At 67.6% G+C, this 19,057-nt stretch carries 19 protein-coding genes; 4 read left to right on the top strand and 15 right to left on the bottom strand.

Annotated features, from left to right (window positions below):
- Window positions 1–4 precede the first annotated feature (4 nt).
- On the bottom strand, window positions 5–1,723 hold the full coding sequence (locus AC5I49_RS22340; protein ID WP_126312712.1) for an AMP-binding protein: 1,719 nt from the start codon (window positions 1,721–1,723) through the stop codon (window positions 5–7).
- 136 nt (window positions 1,724–1,859) lie between these two features.
- On the opposite strand from AC5I49_RS22340, the gene AC5I49_RS22335 reads away from it, so the two are divergent.
- Complete coding sequence (locus tag AC5I49_RS22335; RefSeq protein WP_016450029.1) at window positions 1,860–2,936, top strand: AraC family transcriptional regulator; 1,077 nt, start codon at window positions 1,860–1,862, stop codon at window positions 2,934–2,936.
- Between the two features lie 75 nt (window positions 2,937–3,011).
- Window positions 3,012–3,677: a glutathione S-transferase family protein gene (locus AC5I49_RS22330; RefSeq protein WP_016452790.1), complete on the top strand. Its 666-nt coding sequence runs from the start codon at window positions 3,012–3,014 to the stop codon at window positions 3,675–3,677.
- 25 nt (window positions 3,678–3,702) lie between these two features.
- Here the strand turns inward: AC5I49_RS22330 and AC5I49_RS22325 are convergent, their stop codons facing one another.
- A complete protein-coding gene (locus AC5I49_RS22325) occupies window positions 3,703–4,395 on the bottom strand; it encodes an HAD family hydrolase (RefSeq protein WP_016450027.1) in 693 nt (230 codons plus the stop codon).
- Between the two features lie 99 nt (window positions 4,396–4,494).
- Window positions 4,495–5,544 (bottom strand): hypothetical protein, encoded by a 1,050-nt coding sequence (locus AC5I49_RS22320; RefSeq protein ID WP_016450026.1) that lies wholly within the window; start codon window positions 5,542–5,544, stop codon window positions 4,495–4,497.
- A 187-nt stretch (window positions 5,545–5,731) separates the two neighbouring features.
- Here AC5I49_RS22320 and AC5I49_RS22315 point away from each other — a divergent pair, with 187 nt between their 5' ends.
- Complete coding sequence (locus tag AC5I49_RS22315; protein WP_016450025.1) at window positions 5,732–6,469, top strand: response regulator; 738 nt, start codon at window positions 5,732–5,734, stop codon at window positions 6,467–6,469.
- Here AC5I49_RS22315 and AC5I49_RS22310 read toward each other — a convergent pair.
- Window positions 6,439–8,310, bottom strand: coding sequence for an ATP-binding response regulator (locus tag AC5I49_RS22310; protein ID WP_495789899.1), 1,872 nt, complete (start codon window positions 8,308–8,310; stop codon window positions 6,439–6,441). The genes AC5I49_RS22315 and AC5I49_RS22310 overlap by 31 nt on opposite strands.
- On the bottom strand, window positions 8,294–8,707 hold the full coding sequence (locus AC5I49_RS22305) for a YchJ family protein (protein WP_043790439.1): 414 nt from the start codon (window positions 8,705–8,707) through the stop codon (window positions 8,294–8,296). The genes AC5I49_RS22310 and AC5I49_RS22305 overlap by 17 nt, the downstream gene beginning before the upstream one ends.
- A 157-nt stretch (window positions 8,708–8,864) precedes the next feature.
- Here AC5I49_RS22305 and AC5I49_RS22300 point away from each other — a divergent pair, with 157 nt between their 5' ends.
- A complete protein-coding gene (locus AC5I49_RS22300; protein ID WP_016450022.1) occupies window positions 8,865–9,362 on the top strand; it encodes a DUF421 domain-containing protein in 498 nt (165 codons plus the stop codon).
- 2 nt (window positions 9,363–9,364) lie between these two features.
- Here the strand turns inward: AC5I49_RS22300 and AC5I49_RS22295 are convergent, their stop codons facing one another.
- From AC5I49_RS22295 to AC5I49_RS22250, 10 genes are all read right to left on the bottom strand, one after another.
- Window positions 9,365–10,156: an alpha/beta fold hydrolase gene (locus AC5I49_RS22295; RefSeq protein WP_016450021.1), complete on the bottom strand. Its 792-nt coding sequence runs from the start codon at window positions 10,154–10,156 to the stop codon at window positions 9,365–9,367.
- Window positions 10,157–10,297: 141 nt separating this feature from the next.
- Window positions 10,298–11,428, bottom strand: a complete 1,131-nt coding sequence (locus AC5I49_RS22290; protein ID WP_017406484.1) for an acyl-CoA dehydrogenase family protein — start codon at window positions 11,426–11,428, stop codon at window positions 10,298–10,300.
- A 47-nt stretch (window positions 11,429–11,475) separates the two neighbouring features.
- The gene (locus tag AC5I49_RS22285; RefSeq protein ID WP_017406485.1) at window positions 11,476–12,138 is read right to left on the bottom strand and encodes an SDR family oxidoreductase; all 663 of its coding nucleotides are present in this window, start codon (window positions 12,136–12,138) and stop codon (window positions 11,476–11,478) included.
- Window positions 12,139–12,166: 28 nt separating this feature from the next.
- Complete coding sequence (locus tag AC5I49_RS22280) at window positions 12,167–12,790, bottom strand: pyridoxamine 5'-phosphate oxidase family protein (protein ID WP_017406486.1); 624 nt, start codon at window positions 12,788–12,790, stop codon at window positions 12,167–12,169.
- A 180-nt stretch (window positions 12,791–12,970) separates the two neighbouring features.
- Window positions 12,971–14,158, bottom strand: a complete 1,188-nt coding sequence (locus AC5I49_RS22275; protein WP_495789898.1) for an acetyl-CoA C-acyltransferase — start codon at window positions 14,156–14,158, stop codon at window positions 12,971–12,973.
- Window positions 14,159–14,202: 44 nt separating this feature from the next.
- Window positions 14,203–15,990, bottom strand: coding sequence for a bifunctional isocitrate dehydrogenase kinase/phosphatase (aceK, locus tag AC5I49_RS22270; protein ID WP_026063009.1), 1,788 nt, complete (start codon window positions 15,988–15,990; stop codon window positions 14,203–14,205).
- A 33-nt stretch (window positions 15,991–16,023) separates the two neighbouring features.
- Window positions 16,024–16,686, bottom strand: a complete 663-nt coding sequence (can, locus tag AC5I49_RS22265) for a carbonate dehydratase (RefSeq protein WP_016450015.1) — start codon at window positions 16,684–16,686, stop codon at window positions 16,024–16,026.
- Window positions 16,687–16,742: 56 nt separating this feature from the next.
- Window positions 16,743–17,930: an isovaleryl-CoA dehydrogenase gene (locus tag AC5I49_RS22260; protein ID WP_013800381.1), complete on the bottom strand. Its 1,188-nt coding sequence runs from the start codon at window positions 17,928–17,930 to the stop codon at window positions 16,743–16,745.
- 43 nt (window positions 17,931–17,973) lie between these two features.
- Window positions 17,974–18,432, bottom strand: coding sequence for a PaaI family thioesterase (locus AC5I49_RS22255; protein WP_043790435.1), 459 nt, complete (start codon window positions 18,430–18,432; stop codon window positions 17,974–17,976).
- Between the two features lie 36 nt (window positions 18,433–18,468).
- The gene (locus AC5I49_RS22250; protein ID WP_013800379.1) at window positions 18,469–18,870 is read right to left on the bottom strand and encodes a MerR family transcriptional regulator; all 402 of its coding nucleotides are present in this window, start codon (window positions 18,868–18,870) and stop codon (window positions 18,469–18,471) included.
- Window positions 18,871–19,057 lie beyond the last annotated feature (187 nt).

Genomic DNA, 19,057 nt, shown 5'->3' with positions numbered 1-19,057 from the left:
GCCCTCAGGCGGTCCTGGCCGGGCGCAGATCCAGCATGGCGATCATCTCGTCGCGGATCTTGAATTTCTGGATCTTGCCGGTCACCGTCATCGGGAAGGCCTCGACGAAGCGGATGTAGCGCGGCACCTTGTAGTGGGCGATCTGGCCCTTGCAGAAGTCGCGCACGCCGTCTTCGGTCAGCGTCTGGCCGGGCTTGACGATGATCCAGGCGCACAGCTCCTCGCCATAGCGCACGTCGGGCACGCCGACGACCTGCACGTCCTGCACCTGCGGATGGCGGTAGAGGAATTCCTCGATCTCGCGCGGGTAGATGTTCTCGCCGCCGCGAATCACCATGTCCTTGATGCGGCCGACGATGTTCACGTAGCCCTGCTCGTCCATGGTGGCCAGGTCGCCGGTGTGCATCCAGGCCTCGTCGTCGATGGCCTCGCGCGTGCGCGCCTCGTCCCCCCAGTAGCCGTGCATGACCGAGTAGCCGCGCGTGCACAGCTCGCCCGAGACGCCGGGCGCCACGACCTCGCCCGTGGCCGGGTCGACGATCTTCACCTCCAGGTGCGGCTGCACCTTGCCCACGGTGGACACGCGGCGCTGAAGCGGCGTGTCGGCATCGCTCTGGCAGCTGACGGGGCTGGTCTCGGTCATGCCGTAGGCGATGGTGATCTCGGACAGATGCATGTCGCTGACCACGCGCTTCATCACCTCGATGGGGCAGGGCGAGCCGGCCATGATGCCGGTGCGCAGCGTGCTCAGGTCGAACTCCTTGAAGCGCGGGTGGTCCAGCTCGGCGATGAACATCGTGGGCACGCCGTGCAGGCCCGTGCAGCGCTCGGCCTGCACGGTCTCCAGCACCAGCAGCGGATCGAATCCGTCATTCGGGTAGACGATGGCCGAGCCATGCGTGAAGCAGGCCAGGTTGCCCAGCACCATGCCGAAGCAGTGGTACAGCGGCACGGGAATGCACAGCCGGTCCTCGGGCGTCAGCCGCATGCACTCGCCGATGAAAAAGCCGTTGTTCAGGATGTTGCGGTGGGTCAGCGTGGCGCCCTTGGGAAAGCCCGTGGTGCCGCTGGTGAACTGGATGTTGATGGGGTCGGTGTTCTTGAGCGTGGCGGCCACGGCGTCGATGCGCGCATCCTGCGCATCACCGCGCGCCAGCAGGCTGGAAAAGCGCAGCATGCCGGGCTGCTCTTCGCCCTGCCCTGCCACGTCGATCCAGACCACGCTGCGCAGCTGGGGCAGGCGCGCGCAATGCAGGCGGCCGGGCTCGGCCGTGGCCAGCTCGGGGGCCAGTTCGCGCAGCATGCCCAGGTAGTCGCTGGTCTTGAACTGCGCCATGGTCACAAGGGCCTTGCAGCCGACCTTGTTGAGCGCGTACTCCACCTCGGAGGTGCGGTAGGCCGGGTTGATGTTGACCAACACCAGGCCGACCTGGGCCGTGGCCAGCTGCATCAGCACCCATTCGGCGTTGTTGTGCGACCAGATGCCGACGCGGTCGCCCTTTTCCAGCCCCAGGCCCAGCAGCGCGCTGGCCAGGCGGCGCGCCTCGGTGTGCAGGCCGGCATAGCTGTAGCGCAGGCCCTGGTGGCGGCTGACCAGGGCCTCGCGATCGGGCTGGCGGGCCGCCATGTCGGCAAAGAAATCGCCGATGGTCTGCTCGATCAGCGGCACATCGGTGCGGCCTTGGGCATGGCTGGAAGCGAGCGGGGCGTTCTGGGCGGGCATGCGTTGTCTCCTGTGTCGTCGGCGGCGCCTGGGACGGGCAAATGCAGTGGCCTGCCCCGTCATGGCAGCTATTGCGTGGCAGCATAAGGGCCAACCCCGAGCAGAACAGGCCACGAAGGTTGCAATAATTGCCAGCATGTTCACCCCCTCGCTGGTCAAGACCCCCCTGCCTCAGGCGGCCGCCACCATGGCCTCCGCACACCCTGCAGTCACGCCCATGGCCTTTGTGCAGGCCATTATGCTGGCCTACGAACGCCGGGGCATCAGCGCCCTGTCCGCCCTGGAGAAGGCACAAATTGCGCCAGACTCCGTCAAAGAGCGCAACGAGTGCATCACGGCGCTGCAGATGGAGGCACTGTCCGATGCCGCCATGCGCGAACTCGACGACGAGGCCCTGGGCTGGTTCTCCCGGCGCCTGCCCTGGGGCAGCTACGGCATGCTGGCGCGCGCCAGCATGGGCAGCGAGCAGCTGGGCCTGGCACTGGCGCGCTGGTGCCGCCACCATGGCCTGCTGGCCGACGACATCCGCCTCACGCTGACGCAGGAAGACGGCTTGGCCACGCTGGCCATCGAGGAGCTGTCCACGCTGGGCGCCATGCGCGAGTTCTGCCTGCTGTCGGTGCTGCGCAATATCCACGGCCTGGCCAGCTGGTTCATCGACGAGCCGCTGCCGCTGCGGCGCGCCTGCTTTCCCTTCGATCCCCCGCCGCATGCCGGCGTGTATGCGCTGCTGTTCCCACCGGGCGAGGTGGAGTTTGGCGCGGCCCGGGCCTGCCTCCAGTTCGACGCGCGTTTTCTGGATATGCCGCTGACGCGCGACGAGCCTGCGCTGCAGCGCATGCTGCAACGCGCCCTGCCGCTGCAGGTGCGCCCCTACCGGCGCGAGCGCCAGTTGGTGCAGCGCGTGCGCCAGCTGCTGGCGGCCGACGCCGAATGCCTGCAGACGGCCGACACGCTGGCGCGCCAGCTGCACCTGTCCCAGCGCAGCCTGCACCGCCAGCTCAAGGAAGAAGGCGCCTCGCTGCAGGCGCTCAAGGACGAGGTGCGGCGCGAGCGTGCCGTGGCCCTGCTGCTGCGCACCAGCCGGCCCATCAAGCGCATCGCCCAGTCCTGCGGCTTTCTCAACGACAAGAGCTTCATCCGCGCCTTCCGGCTGTGGACGGGGCTGTCGCCTTCCGAATTCCGCAAGAGCGCGCGCGCCCGGCCCGAGTGAGGGCCGCGCGCATCCTGGCGCGATTTGCATCCTGCGCGACAGCCGCCGTCCGCGCATCTGGCCTAGGCTTTGCGCATGCACCATCTCCACCATTGCGTCAGCGCGCGCTCCTTCCGCGCGCTGTGGATGCTCGAAGAACTGCAGCTTCCCTACACGCTGCACATGCTGCCGTTTCCGCCGCGCGTGCTGCAGCGCAGCTACCTGGAGCTCAACCCGCTGGGCACGGTGCCGCTGCTGCGCCACGGCGAGGCCAGGCTGACCGAGTCAGCCGCCATCTGCGAATACCTGGCCGCCCTGCACCCCGGGGCGGGCCTGTCCGTGCAGCCGCAGGAGGCAGACTTCGCCGCCTACCTCAACTGGCTGCACATGAGCGATGCCACGCTGACCTTCCCGCAGACCCTGGTGCTGCGCTACACCCACTTCGAGCCAGCCGAACGGCGCCAGCCCCAGGTGGCCCAGGACTACCAGCGCTGGTTCCTTGCGCGGCTGCGCGCGGTGGAGCAGGCCGTGGAACAGCGCCACTGGCTCGCGGCAGACCGCTTCACCGCTGCCGACGTGGCCGTGGGCTATGCGCTGATGCTGTCGGCGCACCTGGAGATGGAGCCGCAATGGGGGCCTGCCACACAGGCCTACTGGCAGCGCCTGCAGCAGCGGCCCGCCTTCCAGCGGGCACTGCAGGCCGAGCAGCAGGCCGCGCGTGCGCAGGCCGTGGACGAGACGCCTTCGCCGCAGCTGCGCTAGGGCCGGCTCAGGCTCAGGCTCAGGCTCAAGCGCTGGCGCTGGCCTGCCCGATGGCGCGCAGCATGGCCGGCAGCTCGCCCATGTCGCCGAATACGCAGCTGGCGCCGGCCTCGAGCAGTTGCTCGGCCGATGCGTGGCCCTGGTCGGCCGGGAAGTAGCCCCAGACCGTGGCGCCTGCGGCCACGCCGGCGGTGACGCCGGTCACCGTGTCCTCGATGACCAGGCAGCGCGCCGGCTCCACGCCCAGTGCGGCGGCGGCTGCCAGGTACACATCGGGAAAGGGCTTGCTGCGCGGCAGCTCATGGCCGCTGAAGACGCGGCCCTCGAAATACGGGGCCATGCCGACCTGGGCCAGCTGCATCTCCACCTTGGCGCGGTCCGCGCCCGAGGCGCAGGCGATGCGGCCAGCGCACAGCGCATGGGATTGGCTGACGGCGGACAGCGCGCCGTCAATGGCCACCAGCTCGGCGCGCAGCGCGGCGTTGCGGCGCTCGTAGAAGGCGGCCATCCATGCGTCGGTCAGCGGCTTGCCGGTGCGCGCCTCGATCAGCGCGGCCTGGCTGCGCACGGTCTTGCCGATGAATTCGCGCAGGCATTCCTCGGTGCTGATGGGCCAGCCCGATTCATTGAGCATGGTGCACAGCACGCGGTTGGTGATGGATTCACTGTCGACGAGCACGCCGTCACAGTCGAAGAGCACGGCCTCGAAAGCAGTCATGGATGGATTCTCGAAACAAACTGAGCAAGGGCGCCCTGGGGCGCCCTTGCTGCGGAAAATGGCCGGATTATGCGCCGGCCGCGCATGCCTGTGCCCTGCTCAGGGGAAGGAGGCACCGGCCAGCGGATGCACCATGCGGCGGACGTTGCGCACCGAGATGGAATGGAACCGGCCATCGTCGGTGACCACGTCGCCGAAGGCGAAGAAGCCTTCGGCCGCATTGCGGTTGAACTGCTCCAGGCGCTGCGCGAGGCTGGCGCTTTGGGACACCGGTTCGACGCGGTACTCGATGGCGCCCTGCTGGTCGCCGCTCTTTTCGTACAGCTGCACGCCTTCGGTATTGCCCCGCAGCACCAGGGCGCCGCGCAGCAGGTGGCCCTTGGCCCCCATCTCGTCCAGGCGCTGCTTCAGCGCCGTGCCGTTGGCCATGCCGAAGGGCGCGGCCAATGCGAACACCGCGTACTCGAAGGCCGGCGCCTTGGAGTCCTTGACGTAGAGGTTGAACATCTCGTTGCCCGAGATCAGCGGGCCCATGTAGCGGAAACCCCGGCCGCTCATCTCGGCCAGTTGCTGCGTGAAGCCGGACGTGTCCAGCGCACCCACGGCGGGGCGCGTCTCGTAGCTGTAGGTGGCGGCGGCGCTGCTGCTGCGCACATAGAGGTTGCGCAGGTCCTGCGTGCTGCTGGGGAACGCCATGCCCGACTTGTACAGGTAGCCTTGCGCACCCTGTGCGTTGAGCTGGGCCACCAGGGCCGAGACGCCCGCCACATCGGGCACCATGCGGTAGTCCAGGCGCGTGCCGGTGTGGGCCGTGTCGGTGACGTAGAAGTCACCGATGGGAACGGGGAAGGCGGTACCGCCCGAGGCCAGGCTGTAGGTGAAGGCATAGCCCTGCGCCCCCAGCGCGTTCATGGCGGACAGGGCCGCGTCGAAGTTCTCCGCACCGGTCTCCATGCGGTACTGGCCGGTCACCGGCGTGGGCGTGCCGCCGGGGTTGCCGGGCGTACCGGGGTTGCCAGGATTTCCGCCATTGCCGGGATCTCCGCCGCCCGGTTCTCCCGATCCACCACCACCGCCGCCGCCACAGGCGGCCAGGGTTCCCAGAAGCATCAATGCCGCGCTGCGGCGCGTGAGCTGTACCATCTTCATGACTATCTCCCCTTCTCGTTGAATACATGCCCGTTCCATGCGGAATCTCAGGGCATCGGCGGCGATTTTGGGGAGTTGGCCGACATCCGGTCACCCCCCGGCCGGGGGGTAATCGTTACGATGTGCGCAAGGTGTATCCGGGCGCGCCCTGGCGCTCCAGCCCTTTCGACATGCCTTCGCGCGGACCATGCACAGCCATTCCCTCCTGACCGATTCCTCCTGTCTCCAATCGGGGCGCTATGCCCTGGTGATCGACGACCACCCGCTGACGGCCATGGGCGTGTCCGAGTTCCTGAAACAATTCGGCCTGTCCGAAGTCCATGCCGTGGCCGATGCGGGCGAAGGCCTGCAGTGCATGGCCGCCAGGGGATCGCCGCATCTGGCCATCGTGGATTTCTGGCTGGGTGCCAGCGCGGGCACGGACGTGGTGCGCGAAATCCGCACGCTGGCGCCCGCATGCCGCGTGCTCATGACCAGCGGCGACACGCATGGCGCAATTGCCCTGAAGGCACGCGCGGCGGGGGCCCATGGCTTTGTGCTCAAGTCCCAGCCGCCGCAGGTGCTGCAGCAGGCCGTGGCGGCCCTGCTGCGCGGCGAGACCTGGTTCCCCGCCGCCCCGCTGGCGCCGCAGCCGCCCGGCGGCGCCCATGCCATCCGCATGACGGCGGCCGAGCTGGGCCTCACCCCGCGCCAGGCCCAGGTTCTGGACCTGGTGCTGCGCGGCCTGCCCAATCCCAGCATTGCCCGGTTGCTGCACCTGTCGCCGCACACGGTCAAGGAGCATGTGGCAGGCGCCCTGCAGCGCCTGGGCGTGCACAGCCGCATCGACGCCATCACGCGCATGCAGGGCATTGCGCTGGAGCTGCCGCCCTCCGTACCGCCGACCGATACGGTTCAGGCGCCGGCCACGGCCAGCCTGCGCTGAAGCAGGGCCCGCAGCGCCAGCGGATCCACGGGCTTGCGCAGCAGCAGATAGCCCAGTTCCTGCGCCTGCTGCTCCAGCGCAGCGGAAAGGTCGCCGCTGAGCAGGGCGCCCGCCGCCTGCGGCGATTGCGCCAGCACGTTCTGCAGCAGCGCAAAGCCGTTCTCGCCATGGGCCAGCTGGTGGTCACACAGCACGAAATCGGGATGCTGCCCCGCCGCCAGCCAGGCCTGCGCCTCGCGGCCCGAAGCCGCCACGTCCACGGTCAGCCCCCAGCCGCGCAGCAGGCCGGCCAGGGCCTGTGCCACCTGCACATCGTCATCGACCACCCAGCACCTGCCCTGCAGCAGGGGGCGGCCTGGCGGATTCGCGGCAGCCTCGGCCCCTGCCCCTGCCTGCGCCTGCGCGTGCCCCAGAGGCAGGTCCGCTTGCACGTTCAGGCTGGGCGACAGCTGCAGCCAGAAGCACGAACCCCGTCCCGGCGTGGACAGCAGACCATGCTCCACGCCCATGCGGCGCGCCGCTGCGGCCACCACGGCCAGGCCCAGGCCCTGGCTGCTCACGCCGGGCAGGTGCTCGGCCGCAGGCTGGGCCGCGCGCCGGGCCGCCTGGCCGGAACGCGCGCGAAAGTGCGGTGCGAAGACATGGGGCCGGTCTTCGGCCGCAATGCCCAGGCCGGTATCCCAGACCTCGATGCGCCAGCCCCCGCCGTGCACGCGGGCGGCCAGCAGCACGCCGCCGCGCTGGGTGTAGCGCAGGGCGTTGTGCAGCAGGTTGAACACCATCTGGCGCAGCAGGGCCTCGTCGGCACGCACCCGGCTGTCCATGCCGCGCGCCACGCGCCAGCGCAGCACCAGCCCGCGCTGGCGGGCCTCGGCCGCGAACAGGCGCGTGGCATCGCCCAGCAGAATGCGCAGGTCCATCACCTGGGCGCGCAGCTCCCAGGTGCCGTTCTCCAGCCGCGACAGGTCCAGCAGGTCGTTGCACATGGTGCCCAGCGACCGGGCACAGGCCTGGGCATCGTCAAGCACGCCTGCCAGCGCGCCGTCGGCATTGCGCTGGCGGGCGGTCTCCACCAGCAGGCCCAGGGCATGCAGGGGCTGGCGCAGGTCATGGCTGGCGGCCGACAGGAAGCGGCTCTTGGCCTCCAGCGCCTGTTCGGCCTGCTCCTTGGCCGCCAGGTAGCGCTCGGCCAGCAGCTGGCGGTCACGCTCCTGCGCCCATTGCTGCTGCATGAGCTGGCGCGCCCCCCAGGCATGGCGCGCGATGGTGGCGCCATACAGCATGAGCAGCGGCAGCAGGTACAGGCCCCTGTTCGGGAAGTACCAGACCACGGCCAGCAGCATGGCGCCGTACAGCACGCCGAAGAAGCGCTTGAACACGGCAGCCGCCGGCGCCAGGAAGGTGGCGGCCGAGGCCACGACGCCGCACAGCACCAGGTAGATGAAAAGCCGGAATTCATGGCCGCTGCCATGGGTCAGCGGTATGGCCAGCGCCCAGGAACCGGCGTTGAGCAAGGCCATGCGGCCCATCACGCGCTCCCAGCGCTGCAGCCGCGTTGGCAACTCGGCCGAGGGCACGGCAGCGCCCAGGTCCCGACGCAACTGGCGCCGCAAACCAACGAAGACGCAGGCCATGAGCGCCATGCCCAGCCACCACAGCAGCAGCGGCGCCTGGAAGGCCCCCGTTTCGTGCCGCTGCAGCCAGACCACGATGCCGGGGATGATGAGGGCCGCCGCCTCGGACGAGCCCCGCGATGCGATGGACAGCAGCAGCCGCTGGCGCTGCTGCAGCTTCCACAGCGGCTCCGCAGGGCCGCCGTCGTGTTCAGAACTGGTCGCCATCCACGTAGAACCAGCGCCCGCCTTCGCGCACGAAGCGGCTGCGCTCATGCAGGCGCACGGCGCGGCCCGCCACGCGGTAGCGCGCGACGAATTCCACCTCGGCGCGGTCCTCGCCGGTGCTTCGGAAGTCCCTGACCGCCAGCCCCAGCCAGCGCGCCGAGGGCTCGAAGTCCAGCGTGGCGGGCCGCTGGCTGGCGTGCCAGGTGGCCAGCAGGTAGGCGGCGTCCTCACGCACGAAGGCGCTGTAGCGCGAGCGCATCAAGGCCTGGGCATCGGGTGCGGGGCAGTCGTCGAAATGATCCAGGTAGCGGCCGCAGCAGGCATCGAAGGCCAGGGACCGGCCCTTGGCATCGTGCTGGCCACAGGGACAGGCCGGGGAGGTGGCGGCAGCGCTCATAGCGGCTGGCCCTGCGGAACTTGCGGAACCTGGGAGAGGACGGCGGGGGAGCAGGAGTGCATGTCAGTCACGGCCGCCTTGCTGCGACCGGGTTCTTGATGGAGGACAGGCGGGCCATGATACTGACCGCGGGCCCTCGGGCCTGTAAGGAGAGCCCATGTTTTCAATGTCGGTCCCGTGGTGGGAGTTCGTGGTGCGCGGCGTGGCCGTCTACCTGTTCTTGCTGGTGTTCCTTCGGCTGACGGGGCGGCGCCAGACGGGGCAGTACGCGCCCTTTGACCTGGTGCTGCTGCTCATCCTGTCGAATGCCGTTCAGAACTCCATGAATGCCGGGGACAACTCGCTGATCGGCGGCATGATCTCGGCTTCCACGCTGATCCTGTGCCATCTGCTGCTGTCCTGGCTGACTTTCCGTTTTCCCGCGCTGGAGCGGCTCATCGACGGCAAGGCCCAGGCCCTGATCACGGACGGCCACCTGAACAAGGATCTGATGCGCGAGGAACGCATCACGCGCGACGATATCGAGGCCGCGCTGCGTGCGGGCGGCTGCCTGCACCTCAGAGAGGTGGAGCGCGCCACGCTGGAGACCGACGGCAGCATCACCGTCGTCCTGCGCCGCCGCGACAGCGAGAACGACGGCGATCCGCCGGTCTGAGCCTAGTCGAGCTGCTCCAGGAAGCGCTCGATGGCCAGGTTCACGGGCTGCGGATGCGTGAGGTTGGCCGCATGGCCGGCCCCCGGCACCTCCACCCACTGCGCCCTGGGCAAGGCCTTGGCCATGGCGCGTGCACGGTCGAGCGTGATGGCGATGTCGTCCGTGCCATGGATGACCAGTGCCGGTACGTGGATGTCGGGCAGTCGCGGGCTGATGTCATCGCGCTGGGCCAGCGCCAGAAAGCTCTGCCCCAGGTTGATGGGCGTGGCCTTCTTCCATTTGGCGCGCCAGGCGGCCGCGCCGCTCCAGCCCTGGCCCAGGATGGTGCGCTCCACCGTGGCCGCCATGTCGTCGCTGAGGCCATGCTCCATCCAGGCCCTCAGCAACGCCTCGTGGTGGGGCATCTGCTCGGGGTCTTCCAGCATGGCCTGGGTGTCGATCAGCACCAGCGCACGCACGACCTCGGGATGGATGAGCGCACAGCGCAGCGACAGATAGCCGCCCTGCGACATGCCCACCAGCACCGCGCGCTCCACGCCCAGGTGCGCCAGCAGGGCGGCCAGGTCGTCGGCCGAGTCGTAGTAGTCGAAGGGAGCGCAATGCGCGGGGTCCGCCGTCTGGCCATGGCCACGCTCGTCCCAGATGATGCAGCGATAGCGATCCTGCAGCGCCTGGACCTGGGGAGCGAACATGGTGTGGTCCATGAGCAGTCCATGCGAAAACACCAGGACCGGGCCGCGCCCGCCCGTGTCCTCGTAGTAAAGGTTCTGGCCGTTGACGGAAGCAATGGGCATGTCGGGATCTCCTGCGAAGGTGGTCACAAACCTGCCGGAGTCCGGTGCCCGCCTCTCCCGGGCGCCGTCCCGGCGACGCTCCATGCTAAGCCCTGCGGGTGACGGGGCCATCCGGCCCGACCCGCAGCATAGTGAGGGGCCTCAGGCCAGGGCGCGCTGGATGAGAATTTTCTGCACGTCGCTCGTTCCCTCGTAGATCTGGCACACGCGCACGTCGCGGTAGATGCGCTCGACGGGAAAATCGTTGACCACGCCATAGCCGCCCAGGGTCTGGATGGCTGCGCTGCACACGCGCTCGGCCATTTCGCTGGCGAACAGCTTGGCCATGGCCGCTTCCTTCAGGCAGGGCAGGCCGGCATCGCGCAGGCTGGCCGCATGCCAGATCAGCTGGCGCGCAGCCTCGATCTGCGTGGCGCAGTCGGCCAGGCGAAAGCCCACGGCCTGGTGGTTGAAGATGGGCTGGCCGAAGCTCTCGCGCTCCTTGGAGTACTGCAGCGCGCAATCGAAGGCCGCACGCGCCATGCCCACGCTTTGCGCGGCAATGCCGATGCGCCCGCCCTCCAGCGCCGACAGCGCGATCTTGTAGCCCTCGCCCTCGGCACCGATGAGGTTGGCGGCGGGGATTCGGCAGCCCTCGAACTGGATCTGGGCCGTGTCCGAGCTGTGCTGGCCCAGCTTGTCCTCCAGCCGCAGCACCTGGTAGCCGGGCGCGGAGGTGGGCACGATGAAGGCGCTCATGCCGCGCTTGCCGGCCGCCTTGTCGGTGACGGCGATGACGATGGCCACGTCGCCGTTCTTGCCGCTGGTGATGAACTGCTTGACGCCGTTGATCACGTAGTCGTTGCCGTCGCGGGTGGCCGTGGTGCGCAGCGCCGAGGCGTCCGAGCCCACATGCGGCTCGGTCAGGCAGAAGGCGCCCAGCATCTCGCCGCGCGCCAGCGGCGCCAGCCATTGCTGCTTTTGCGCCTCGCTGCCGTAGCGCATGAGGATGGCGTTGACGGGGCAGTTGGTGACGCTGATCACCGTGCTGGTGCCGCCGTCGCCGGCTGCGATTTCCTCCAGCACCAGGGCCAGGCTCAGGTAGTCAAGGCCGGCGCCGCCGTATTCCTCGGGCACGCAGATGCCGTAGGCACCCAGCGCCGCCAGGCCCTGGTGCACGTTCTTGGGAAAGTGGTGTTCCTTGTCCCAGCGTGCGGCATGGGGCGTGATTTCGGTGCGCACGAAGTCGCGCACCGCGTCACGGATCATTTCCTGGTCTGCGTTGAGCAGCATGTCTTGTCTCCTGATTCTTGTTTCGTTGTTCGTTGTCCCGGCCGCAGCTACCAGGCGATGCGCTGCCCGTCGTGGCGCAGCATGCGGCCCCGATCAGCCGGCGTGACGCCGGCCAGGGTGCGGACCAGACCCTGCACGCTTTGCTCCACGGTGAAGGTGGCGGACTCGCCGCCCATGTCGGTCTGCACCCAGCCCGGGTCCAGCGCGACCACGGTGGCGCCCGGCCATTGCGGCTGGGCGCTGGCCACGACCATGTTGAGCGCGGCCTTGCTGACGCGGTAGAGCCAGGCGTCGGATTCGGCGCCGGCCAGCAGCGACATCTCGCTGGAGAACAGGCCGAACACGCCGCCCGCCGCCTCGACCATCGGCGCCACCTGGGGCAGCACCTGCATGGCGCCCAGCACATTGGTGTGCATGACGCGGTCGAACTGCTCGCGCGTGGGCGGCGTGGCCGAGCTGTGGGCATCCCACACTCCGGCCACGTACAGCGCCAGCTCGATCTTCTCGCCATCGAGCTGCCAGGCCAGGCCGCTGACGCTGGCCGGATCGGCCACATCCACCAGCAGCACCTTGGCGCCCGTGGCTTCGACGCGCTCGCGATCGGCCTCGCTGCGCACCGTGGCGACCACGCTGCGGCCCTGGGCCGCATAGGCCTCTACCAAGGCAAAACCGAGCCCGCGCGAGGCTCCCAACACCAGAGTGACTGCCATGTCTTTCGACCTTTCAAATGGAATGCGGTCAGAGGCCCTGCTCGCCCGCGATCTGTTTTTCGTAGCGCTCGACCATGGCCTCCTGCGTCTCGGTGGGCGCAGGCAGGCCGATCTGCTGGTGGACCATCTGGTTCACCGACGGCATGACGTTGCGCGGCACCTGGGACTCGGGCTTCCAGAGCCGGGCGCGCATGAGGGCCTTGGCGCAGTGCAGATAGGCCTCCTGCACCTGGATCTCCAGAACGATCTTGGGCCGGAAGCCTTCGTTGGCGAACAGCGCCGTGTAGTGGGCCTCGTCGCGCAGCCTGGCCACGCCGTTGACGCGCAGCGTCTCGTCGAAGCCCGGCACCATGAACAGCAGGCCGATGCGCGGATCGGCGATCAGGTTGCTGAAGCTGTCCAGGCGGTTGTTGCCGCCCGAGTCGGGGATCAGCAGCGTCTGGTTGTCGGGCGCCTTGATGAAGCCCGGCTTTCCGCCGCGCGGCGAGGCATCCATCAGCGAGCCCGCCGCGCCCCCCGTGGCCACGATGCACAGCGGCGACAGCGCGATGAAGCGCAGGCAATGCCGGTCCAGGTCCACCTGCTGCTTGAGCAAGGCCCTTTCGGCCGGCATGGCATACAGGCTGCGCAACTGTTCTTCGCTGGTGATCATGGTCGAGAGGTCAAAGTAATAGCGGATCGGCCGATCCAAGTCTAGCTCTCTGGACGTCTGTGGCGCTGCCCATAAAACTGGCGCAATGCAAATCAGAGACACCGAGGAAGGGCCTACGCCGGCCGCGCCGCCCCGCACCGAGGGTGTCGTCCCCCTTTCAGGGGGAGGGCGCGCAGCGCCTCAGGGGGTGACCATTTCAATCGCCATGGCTGTTCCCTCGCCGCCGCCTATGCACAGCGTGGCCAGGCCGCGCTTGCCGCCACGCGCCTGCAGGGCGTGCAGCAGCGTGACCAGGATGCGCGCACCGCTGGCGCCGATGGGGTGGCCCAGCGCGCAGGCGCCGCCGTTGACGTTGACCTTGTCGCGCGGCACGCCCAGTTCGGCCATCAGGGCCATGGGCACGACGGCAAAGGCTTCGTTGACTTCCCACAGGTCCACATCCGCCGCCGTCCAGCCGGCCTTCTTGAGGGCCTTCTGCGTGGCGCCCACGGGGGCCGTGGTGAACCATTCGGGCTCCTGGGCATGCGTGGCATGGGCGACGATGCGCGCCAGCGGCTTGCAGCCCAATTCCTTGGCCGTGGATTCGCGCATCAGCACCAGGGCGGCGGCGCCGTCGTTGATGCTGGAGCTCGATGCGGCCGTGATCGTGCCGTCCTTCTTGAAGGCGGGCTTGAGGCTGGCGATCTTGTCCAGCTTGGCCTTGGCCGGGCCTTCGTCGATGCTGACCGTGACATCGCCCTTGCGCGTGGAGACGGTGACGGGCGTGATCTCGGCCGCGAAGGCGCCGCTTTCCGTGGCGGCCTGGGCGCGCTTGACGCTTTCGATGGCGTAGGCGTCCTGCTGCTCGCGCGTGAAGTGGTATTTGGCGGCGCAGTCCTCGCCAAAGGTGCCCATGGAGCGGCCCGGCTCGTAGGCGTCCTCCAGACCGTCGAGCATCATGTGGTCATAGACCTTGTCGTGGCCCATGCGGTAGCCGCCACGGCCCTTCTTGAGCAGGTAGGGCGCATTGGTCATGCTCTCCATGCCGCCGGAGACCACCACCTCGCGGCTGCCCGCCACCAGCTGGTCATGGGCCAGGATGGTGGCCTCCATGCCGGCGCCGCACATCTTGGACAGGGTCACGGCGCCCGTGCTGCGCGGCAGGCCACCCTTGAAGCCTGCCTGGCGCGCAGGCGCCTGTCCCTGGCCCGCCATCAGGCAGTTGCCGAACAGCACTTCGTCCACCTTCTCCGGCGCCACGCCGGCACGCTGCACGGCGGCCTTGATGGCGGCGCCGCCCAGATCGTGGGCCGCGAGATCGGCGAAGTCGCCCTGGAATGCGCCCATGGGGGTGCGGGCTGCGCCGACGATGACGATGGGGTCTTGCATGCTTATCTCCTGGATGTGGTGATGGTGAGGGGAAAACAAACGGGTCAGGCCAGCCAGCGGCTGCGCTCGTAGGGATAGACGTCGTGCACGTGGCCTTCGCGGATGCGCTGCTGGTGCCCCTGCCAGAAGGCGGGATCGAGCAGGTCGGCATGGTGGCGCATGAAAACTTCGCGCACGGCCGGATTGCCCAGCAAAAAGGGCGCGAAGGTTTCCGGGAACACATCGCGCGGGCCCACGGGATACCAGACCTCGCCGCTGAGCTCGTCTTCCTCGTTGCGCGGCGCAGGCACCTGGCGGAAATGGCAGTCGGTCAGGTATTCGATCTCGTCGTAGTCGTAGAACACCACCTTGCCGCCGCGCGTGATGCCGAAGTTCTTCCACAGCATGTCGCCCGGGAAGATGTTGGCGGCCACCAGGTCCTTGATGGCATTTCCGTATTCGATCACGGCGCTCTCCAGCCGCTGCCGCGGTCCCGGCAGGTCCAGCCCGTCATCGAAGCACTCCTGCAGCAGCAGGTTCAGCGGCACCATGCGCCGCTCTATGTAGAGGTGGGAGATGATGACCTCCTGCCGGCCATCGCCGTCGCGGTCGCTGATCTCGACCTGGCTGGGCGCGTGCTCCAGGATCTCGGCGATCAGCGCCTCCGAGAAGCGCTCGCGCGGGAAGGCCACCAGGCTGTACTCCAGCGTGTCGGCCATGCGCCCCACGCGGTCGTGCTGCTTGACCAGGCGGTACTTGGCCTTGACCTGCTCGCGGGTGATCTCCTTGGGCGCGGCGAACCGGTCCTTGATGAGCTTGAACACATAGGGAAAGCTGGGCAGGTCGAACACCAGCATGACCATGCCCTTGATGCCGGGCGCGATGCGGAACTGGTCGCGCGAATGGCGCAGGTGGTGCAGGAAGTCGCGGTAGAACAGCGTCTTGCCCTGCTTGGCCAGGCCCAGGGCGTTGTACAGCTCGGCGCGCGGCTTGCGCGGCATGAGGCTGCGCAGGAACTGCACGTAGGCGCTGGGCACGTCGGTATCGACCATGAAGTAGGCACGCGCAAAGCTGAAGAGGCCGTGCAGGTCCTTCTCGCCGAACAGGGCCGCATGCAGCACCAGCCGGCCGTTGTCCCCATGCAGGATGGGCACGGCCCAGGACAGCTCGGCAAAGCCGTTGATGATCTTGCCGACGATGTAGGCGCCCTTGTTGCGGAAAAACAGGCTGGACAGCACCTGGATCTGGAAGTTGGCGTACAGGCGCATGGCCTGCAGCTGGGGCTCCAGGCGCTCGGCCAGGCGGGCGATGTCGCGCTCCAGGTCTTCAAAGGGGCGCTGCAGCGCGAACTGCTCCACGACTTCGCGCAGCGTCTGCGACAGTGTCTCGCGCGTGGGGTAGAAGGCCAGGTAGGCCGGGCGTGCGGCCGGCTCCTGGTTCTCTATGTATTCCGTACTGACGGCCGGCCGCACGAAGATGAAGTCGTTGTGGAAGTGCGTACGGTGCAGGATCTTGGTGGTGACCGAGTTGAAGAAGGTCTCGGCCAGCTCCGGCTGCAGGTGGTTGACCATGAGCCCGATGTAGTGGCGCTTGATCTGCTGCCAGACCGGCATGGGCTGGGCGCCGGCCGAAAACTCCTTTTCAAGCCGGCGCACGCATTCGCGCACGCGCAGGTCGTAGAACTCGATGCGCTCGCGCTGGGCACGCTGCTGGCCCAGCCAGTCGGCAGTTTCGAAGCGGTGCTTGGCGCGGGCCGATTCGGCGCGGAACAGGCGGTAATGGCGGTTGAAGCCATCCATCATCGCCCGCGCGATGTCATGGGCAAGCAGGGTGTCCTGGGCAGGCATCGGCATGAAGTCTCCCGGGGTCCCGCCTGCCATGGCCGCTCAGTCGCGCTGGCGGCTGGCGACCAGCTCGACAGCCTCGGCATGGATGTTGGCGATGCCGCCGACACCGGGCACGGTCATCTGCAGATTGGTGATCAGGCCGTCCTTCAGGCCATAGCACCAGCCGTGCAGCGTGACCTTCTGGCCGCGCGCCCAGGCATCCTGCATCACCGTGCTCTGCGCCACGTTGATCACCTGCTCGATGGCATTGAGCTCGCACAGCGCGTCATGGCGCCATTGCGGCGACAGGCTGGCCAGCAGCGCCTGGTGCTTGTCGCGCACGTCCTTCACGTGGCGGATCCAGTTGTCGGCCAGGCCCACGCGCACATCCTCCAGTGCCGCCAGCACGCCGCCGCAGCCATAGTGGCCGACGACCATCAGGTGCTCGACCTTGAGCTGGTCCACCGCGTACTGGATGGTGGACAGGCAGTTCAGGTCGCTGGGCACGACCACGTTGGCCACGTTGCGGTGCACGAACACCTCGCCGGGCTCCAGGCCAGTGATCTGGTTCGCGGGCACGCGGCTGTCGGAACAGCCGATCCACATGTAGCGGGGTTTTTGCTGCGCCATCAGCCCAGTGAAGAAACCGGGCCGGTCACGCTCCACCTGCTGGGCCCATTCGCGGTTGTGGACAAACAGCTCTTCGATGGAGGTTGTGCTCATAAACAATCCTTTTGTTGGGGTCAAACTCAAGAACGGCGCAGCAGGCAGGCGAAAGATCAGCAGGTCTCTGCGAACAGCTCGCGGCCGATCAGCATGCGACGGATCTCGCTGGTGCCGGCGCCGATCTCATAGAGTTTCGCATCCCGCCAGAGGCGACCCAGTGGGTATTCGTTGATATACCCATTACCCCCATAGATTTGAACGCCTTCGCCGGCCATCCATGTCGCCTTCTCGGCGCACCACAGGATGACGCTGGCGCAATCCTTGCGAACTTGGCGAACATGCTCGGTTCCCAGCAGATCGAGGTTTTTGGCGACCGTATAGGCAAAGGAGCGGCCCGCTTGCAGCACGGTGTACATGTCCGCCACCTTGCCCTGGATGAGCTGGAACTCGCCGATGCTCTGGCCGAACTGCTTGCGGTCATGGATGTAGGGCACTACGTTGTCCATCACCGACTGCATGATGCCCAGCGGCCCGCCCGTCAGCACGGCGCGCTCATAGTCCAGGCCGCTCATCAGCACCTTGGCGCCGTTGTTCAAGCCGCCCAGCACGTTCTCGGCCGGCACCTCGACGTTCTCGAACACCAGCTCGCCCGTGTGGCTGCCACGCATGCCCAGCTTGTCCAGCTTCTGGGCAATGGAAAAGCCCTTCATGCCCTTCTCGATCAGGAAGGCAGTCACGCCGCGGGCGTTCAGCTCGGGCTCGGTCTTGGCGTAGACCACCAGGGTGTCGGCATCGGGACCATTGGTGATCCACATCTTGGTGCCGTTGAGCAGGAAGTAGCCGCCCTTGTCCTCGGCCTTGAGCTTCATGCTGATCACGTCCGAGCCGGCGCCGGGCTCGCTCATGGCCAGCGCGCCCACATGCTCGCCGCTGATCAGCTTGGGCAGGTACTTCGCCTTTTGCGCTTCATTGCCGTTGCGGTTGATCTGGTTCACGCAAAGATTGCTGTGCGCGCCGTAGGACAGGCCCACCGATGCGCTGGCACGCGAGATTTCCTCCATCGCCACCATGTGGGCCAGGTAGCCCATGTCGGCACCGCCGTACTGCTCGGACACGGTGATGCCCAGCACGCCCAGGTCGCCGAACTTGCGCCACAGGTCCATGGGGAACTGGTCGTCGCGGTCGATCTCGCCGGCGCGCGGTGCAATCTCGGCCTGTGCGAACTCGCGCACGGCATCGCGCAGCGCGTCGATGTCCTCGCCCAGTTGGAAGTTCAGGCCCGGCAGGTTGGAAAGGCTCATCTCATGTCTCCTGTGGAAATTGGGGGAAAGAACGCCGCCCGGCTCAATCGGCCAGATCGCGGCCCTGCACGCACATCAGCGTGCAGCCCATGGTGGCAATCAGTTTCTCGCGGCCTTCGTCGATGGCGTAGGCGCGCCCTTCGGTCACGGTGATGGTGCGGCCCGGCTTGAGCACACGGCCTTCCATGCGAAAGCGCTGGCCCTTGGCAGGGGCCAGCAAGTTGATCTTGAATTCAATGGTGAGCACGGCAGCATCTGCCGGCATCAGGGTCAGCCCTGCGTAGCCGCAGGCGGAATCCAGCGCCGCGGAAACCATGCCGGCATGCAAAAAACCATGCTGCTGCGTCAGCCCGGGCGCCCAGTCCAGGCAGACATCGACGGCACCGGGCTCCAGCAAGGACAGCTCGGCGCCCAGGGTGTGCATCGCGCCCTGGCGTGCAAAACTGTCTCGCACACGGCGGGCAAAGTCGCTGTTGGCAGGTTCCAGGCGGAGCACGGTCAAGGCAAGCCTCACAAATTACGTTTACGTAAACGTCAATTATGAAGCATTTTTCCCATCCAGGTGTTTCAACAAAGTGCGGGCCTCGGATTCCTGCTCTCGCACCTCGGCCAGGTTGGCCTGCAGATCGGCCAGGCGGTCTTCGAGCTGGCGGCGGTGCACAGCCAGCACCTCCAGGAATTTGCGCAGTTGCACGCCCGTGTCACGGGGGCTGTCGTAGAGATCGATGATCTCCTTGGCTTCGTTCAGAGACAGTCCCAGCCGCTTGGCCCGCAAGGTCAGGCGAAGACGTGTGCGATCACGTGCGCTGTAGACGCGATTGCGTCCGCCAGGCCCGGCACGCTCGGGCTCAAGCAGGCCCATGTCCTCATAGAAGCGGATGGCCCGGGTCGTGAGATCGAACTCCTTGGCAAGATCGCTGATGGTGTAGGTGGTCGACATGGCTGGAGAGTCCGCCGGCATCCACAGCCGGCGGCCATGGGAATGCGACGTTGACGTTAACGTCAATGCTAGCGGAATTGTCCGCAGGAAACTGCGCCGGATGTTGCATCCGGTTGCGACGAAGAAGCCTGGCAGGAATAAAAAGAGAGCGCGTCAGCGCTCTCTTTTTTGGGTTGTCCGTTTTGGC

This window comes from Delftia sp. (assembly GCF_059499305.1).
This window is presented reverse-complemented; position numbering and strand designations above follow the sequence as displayed.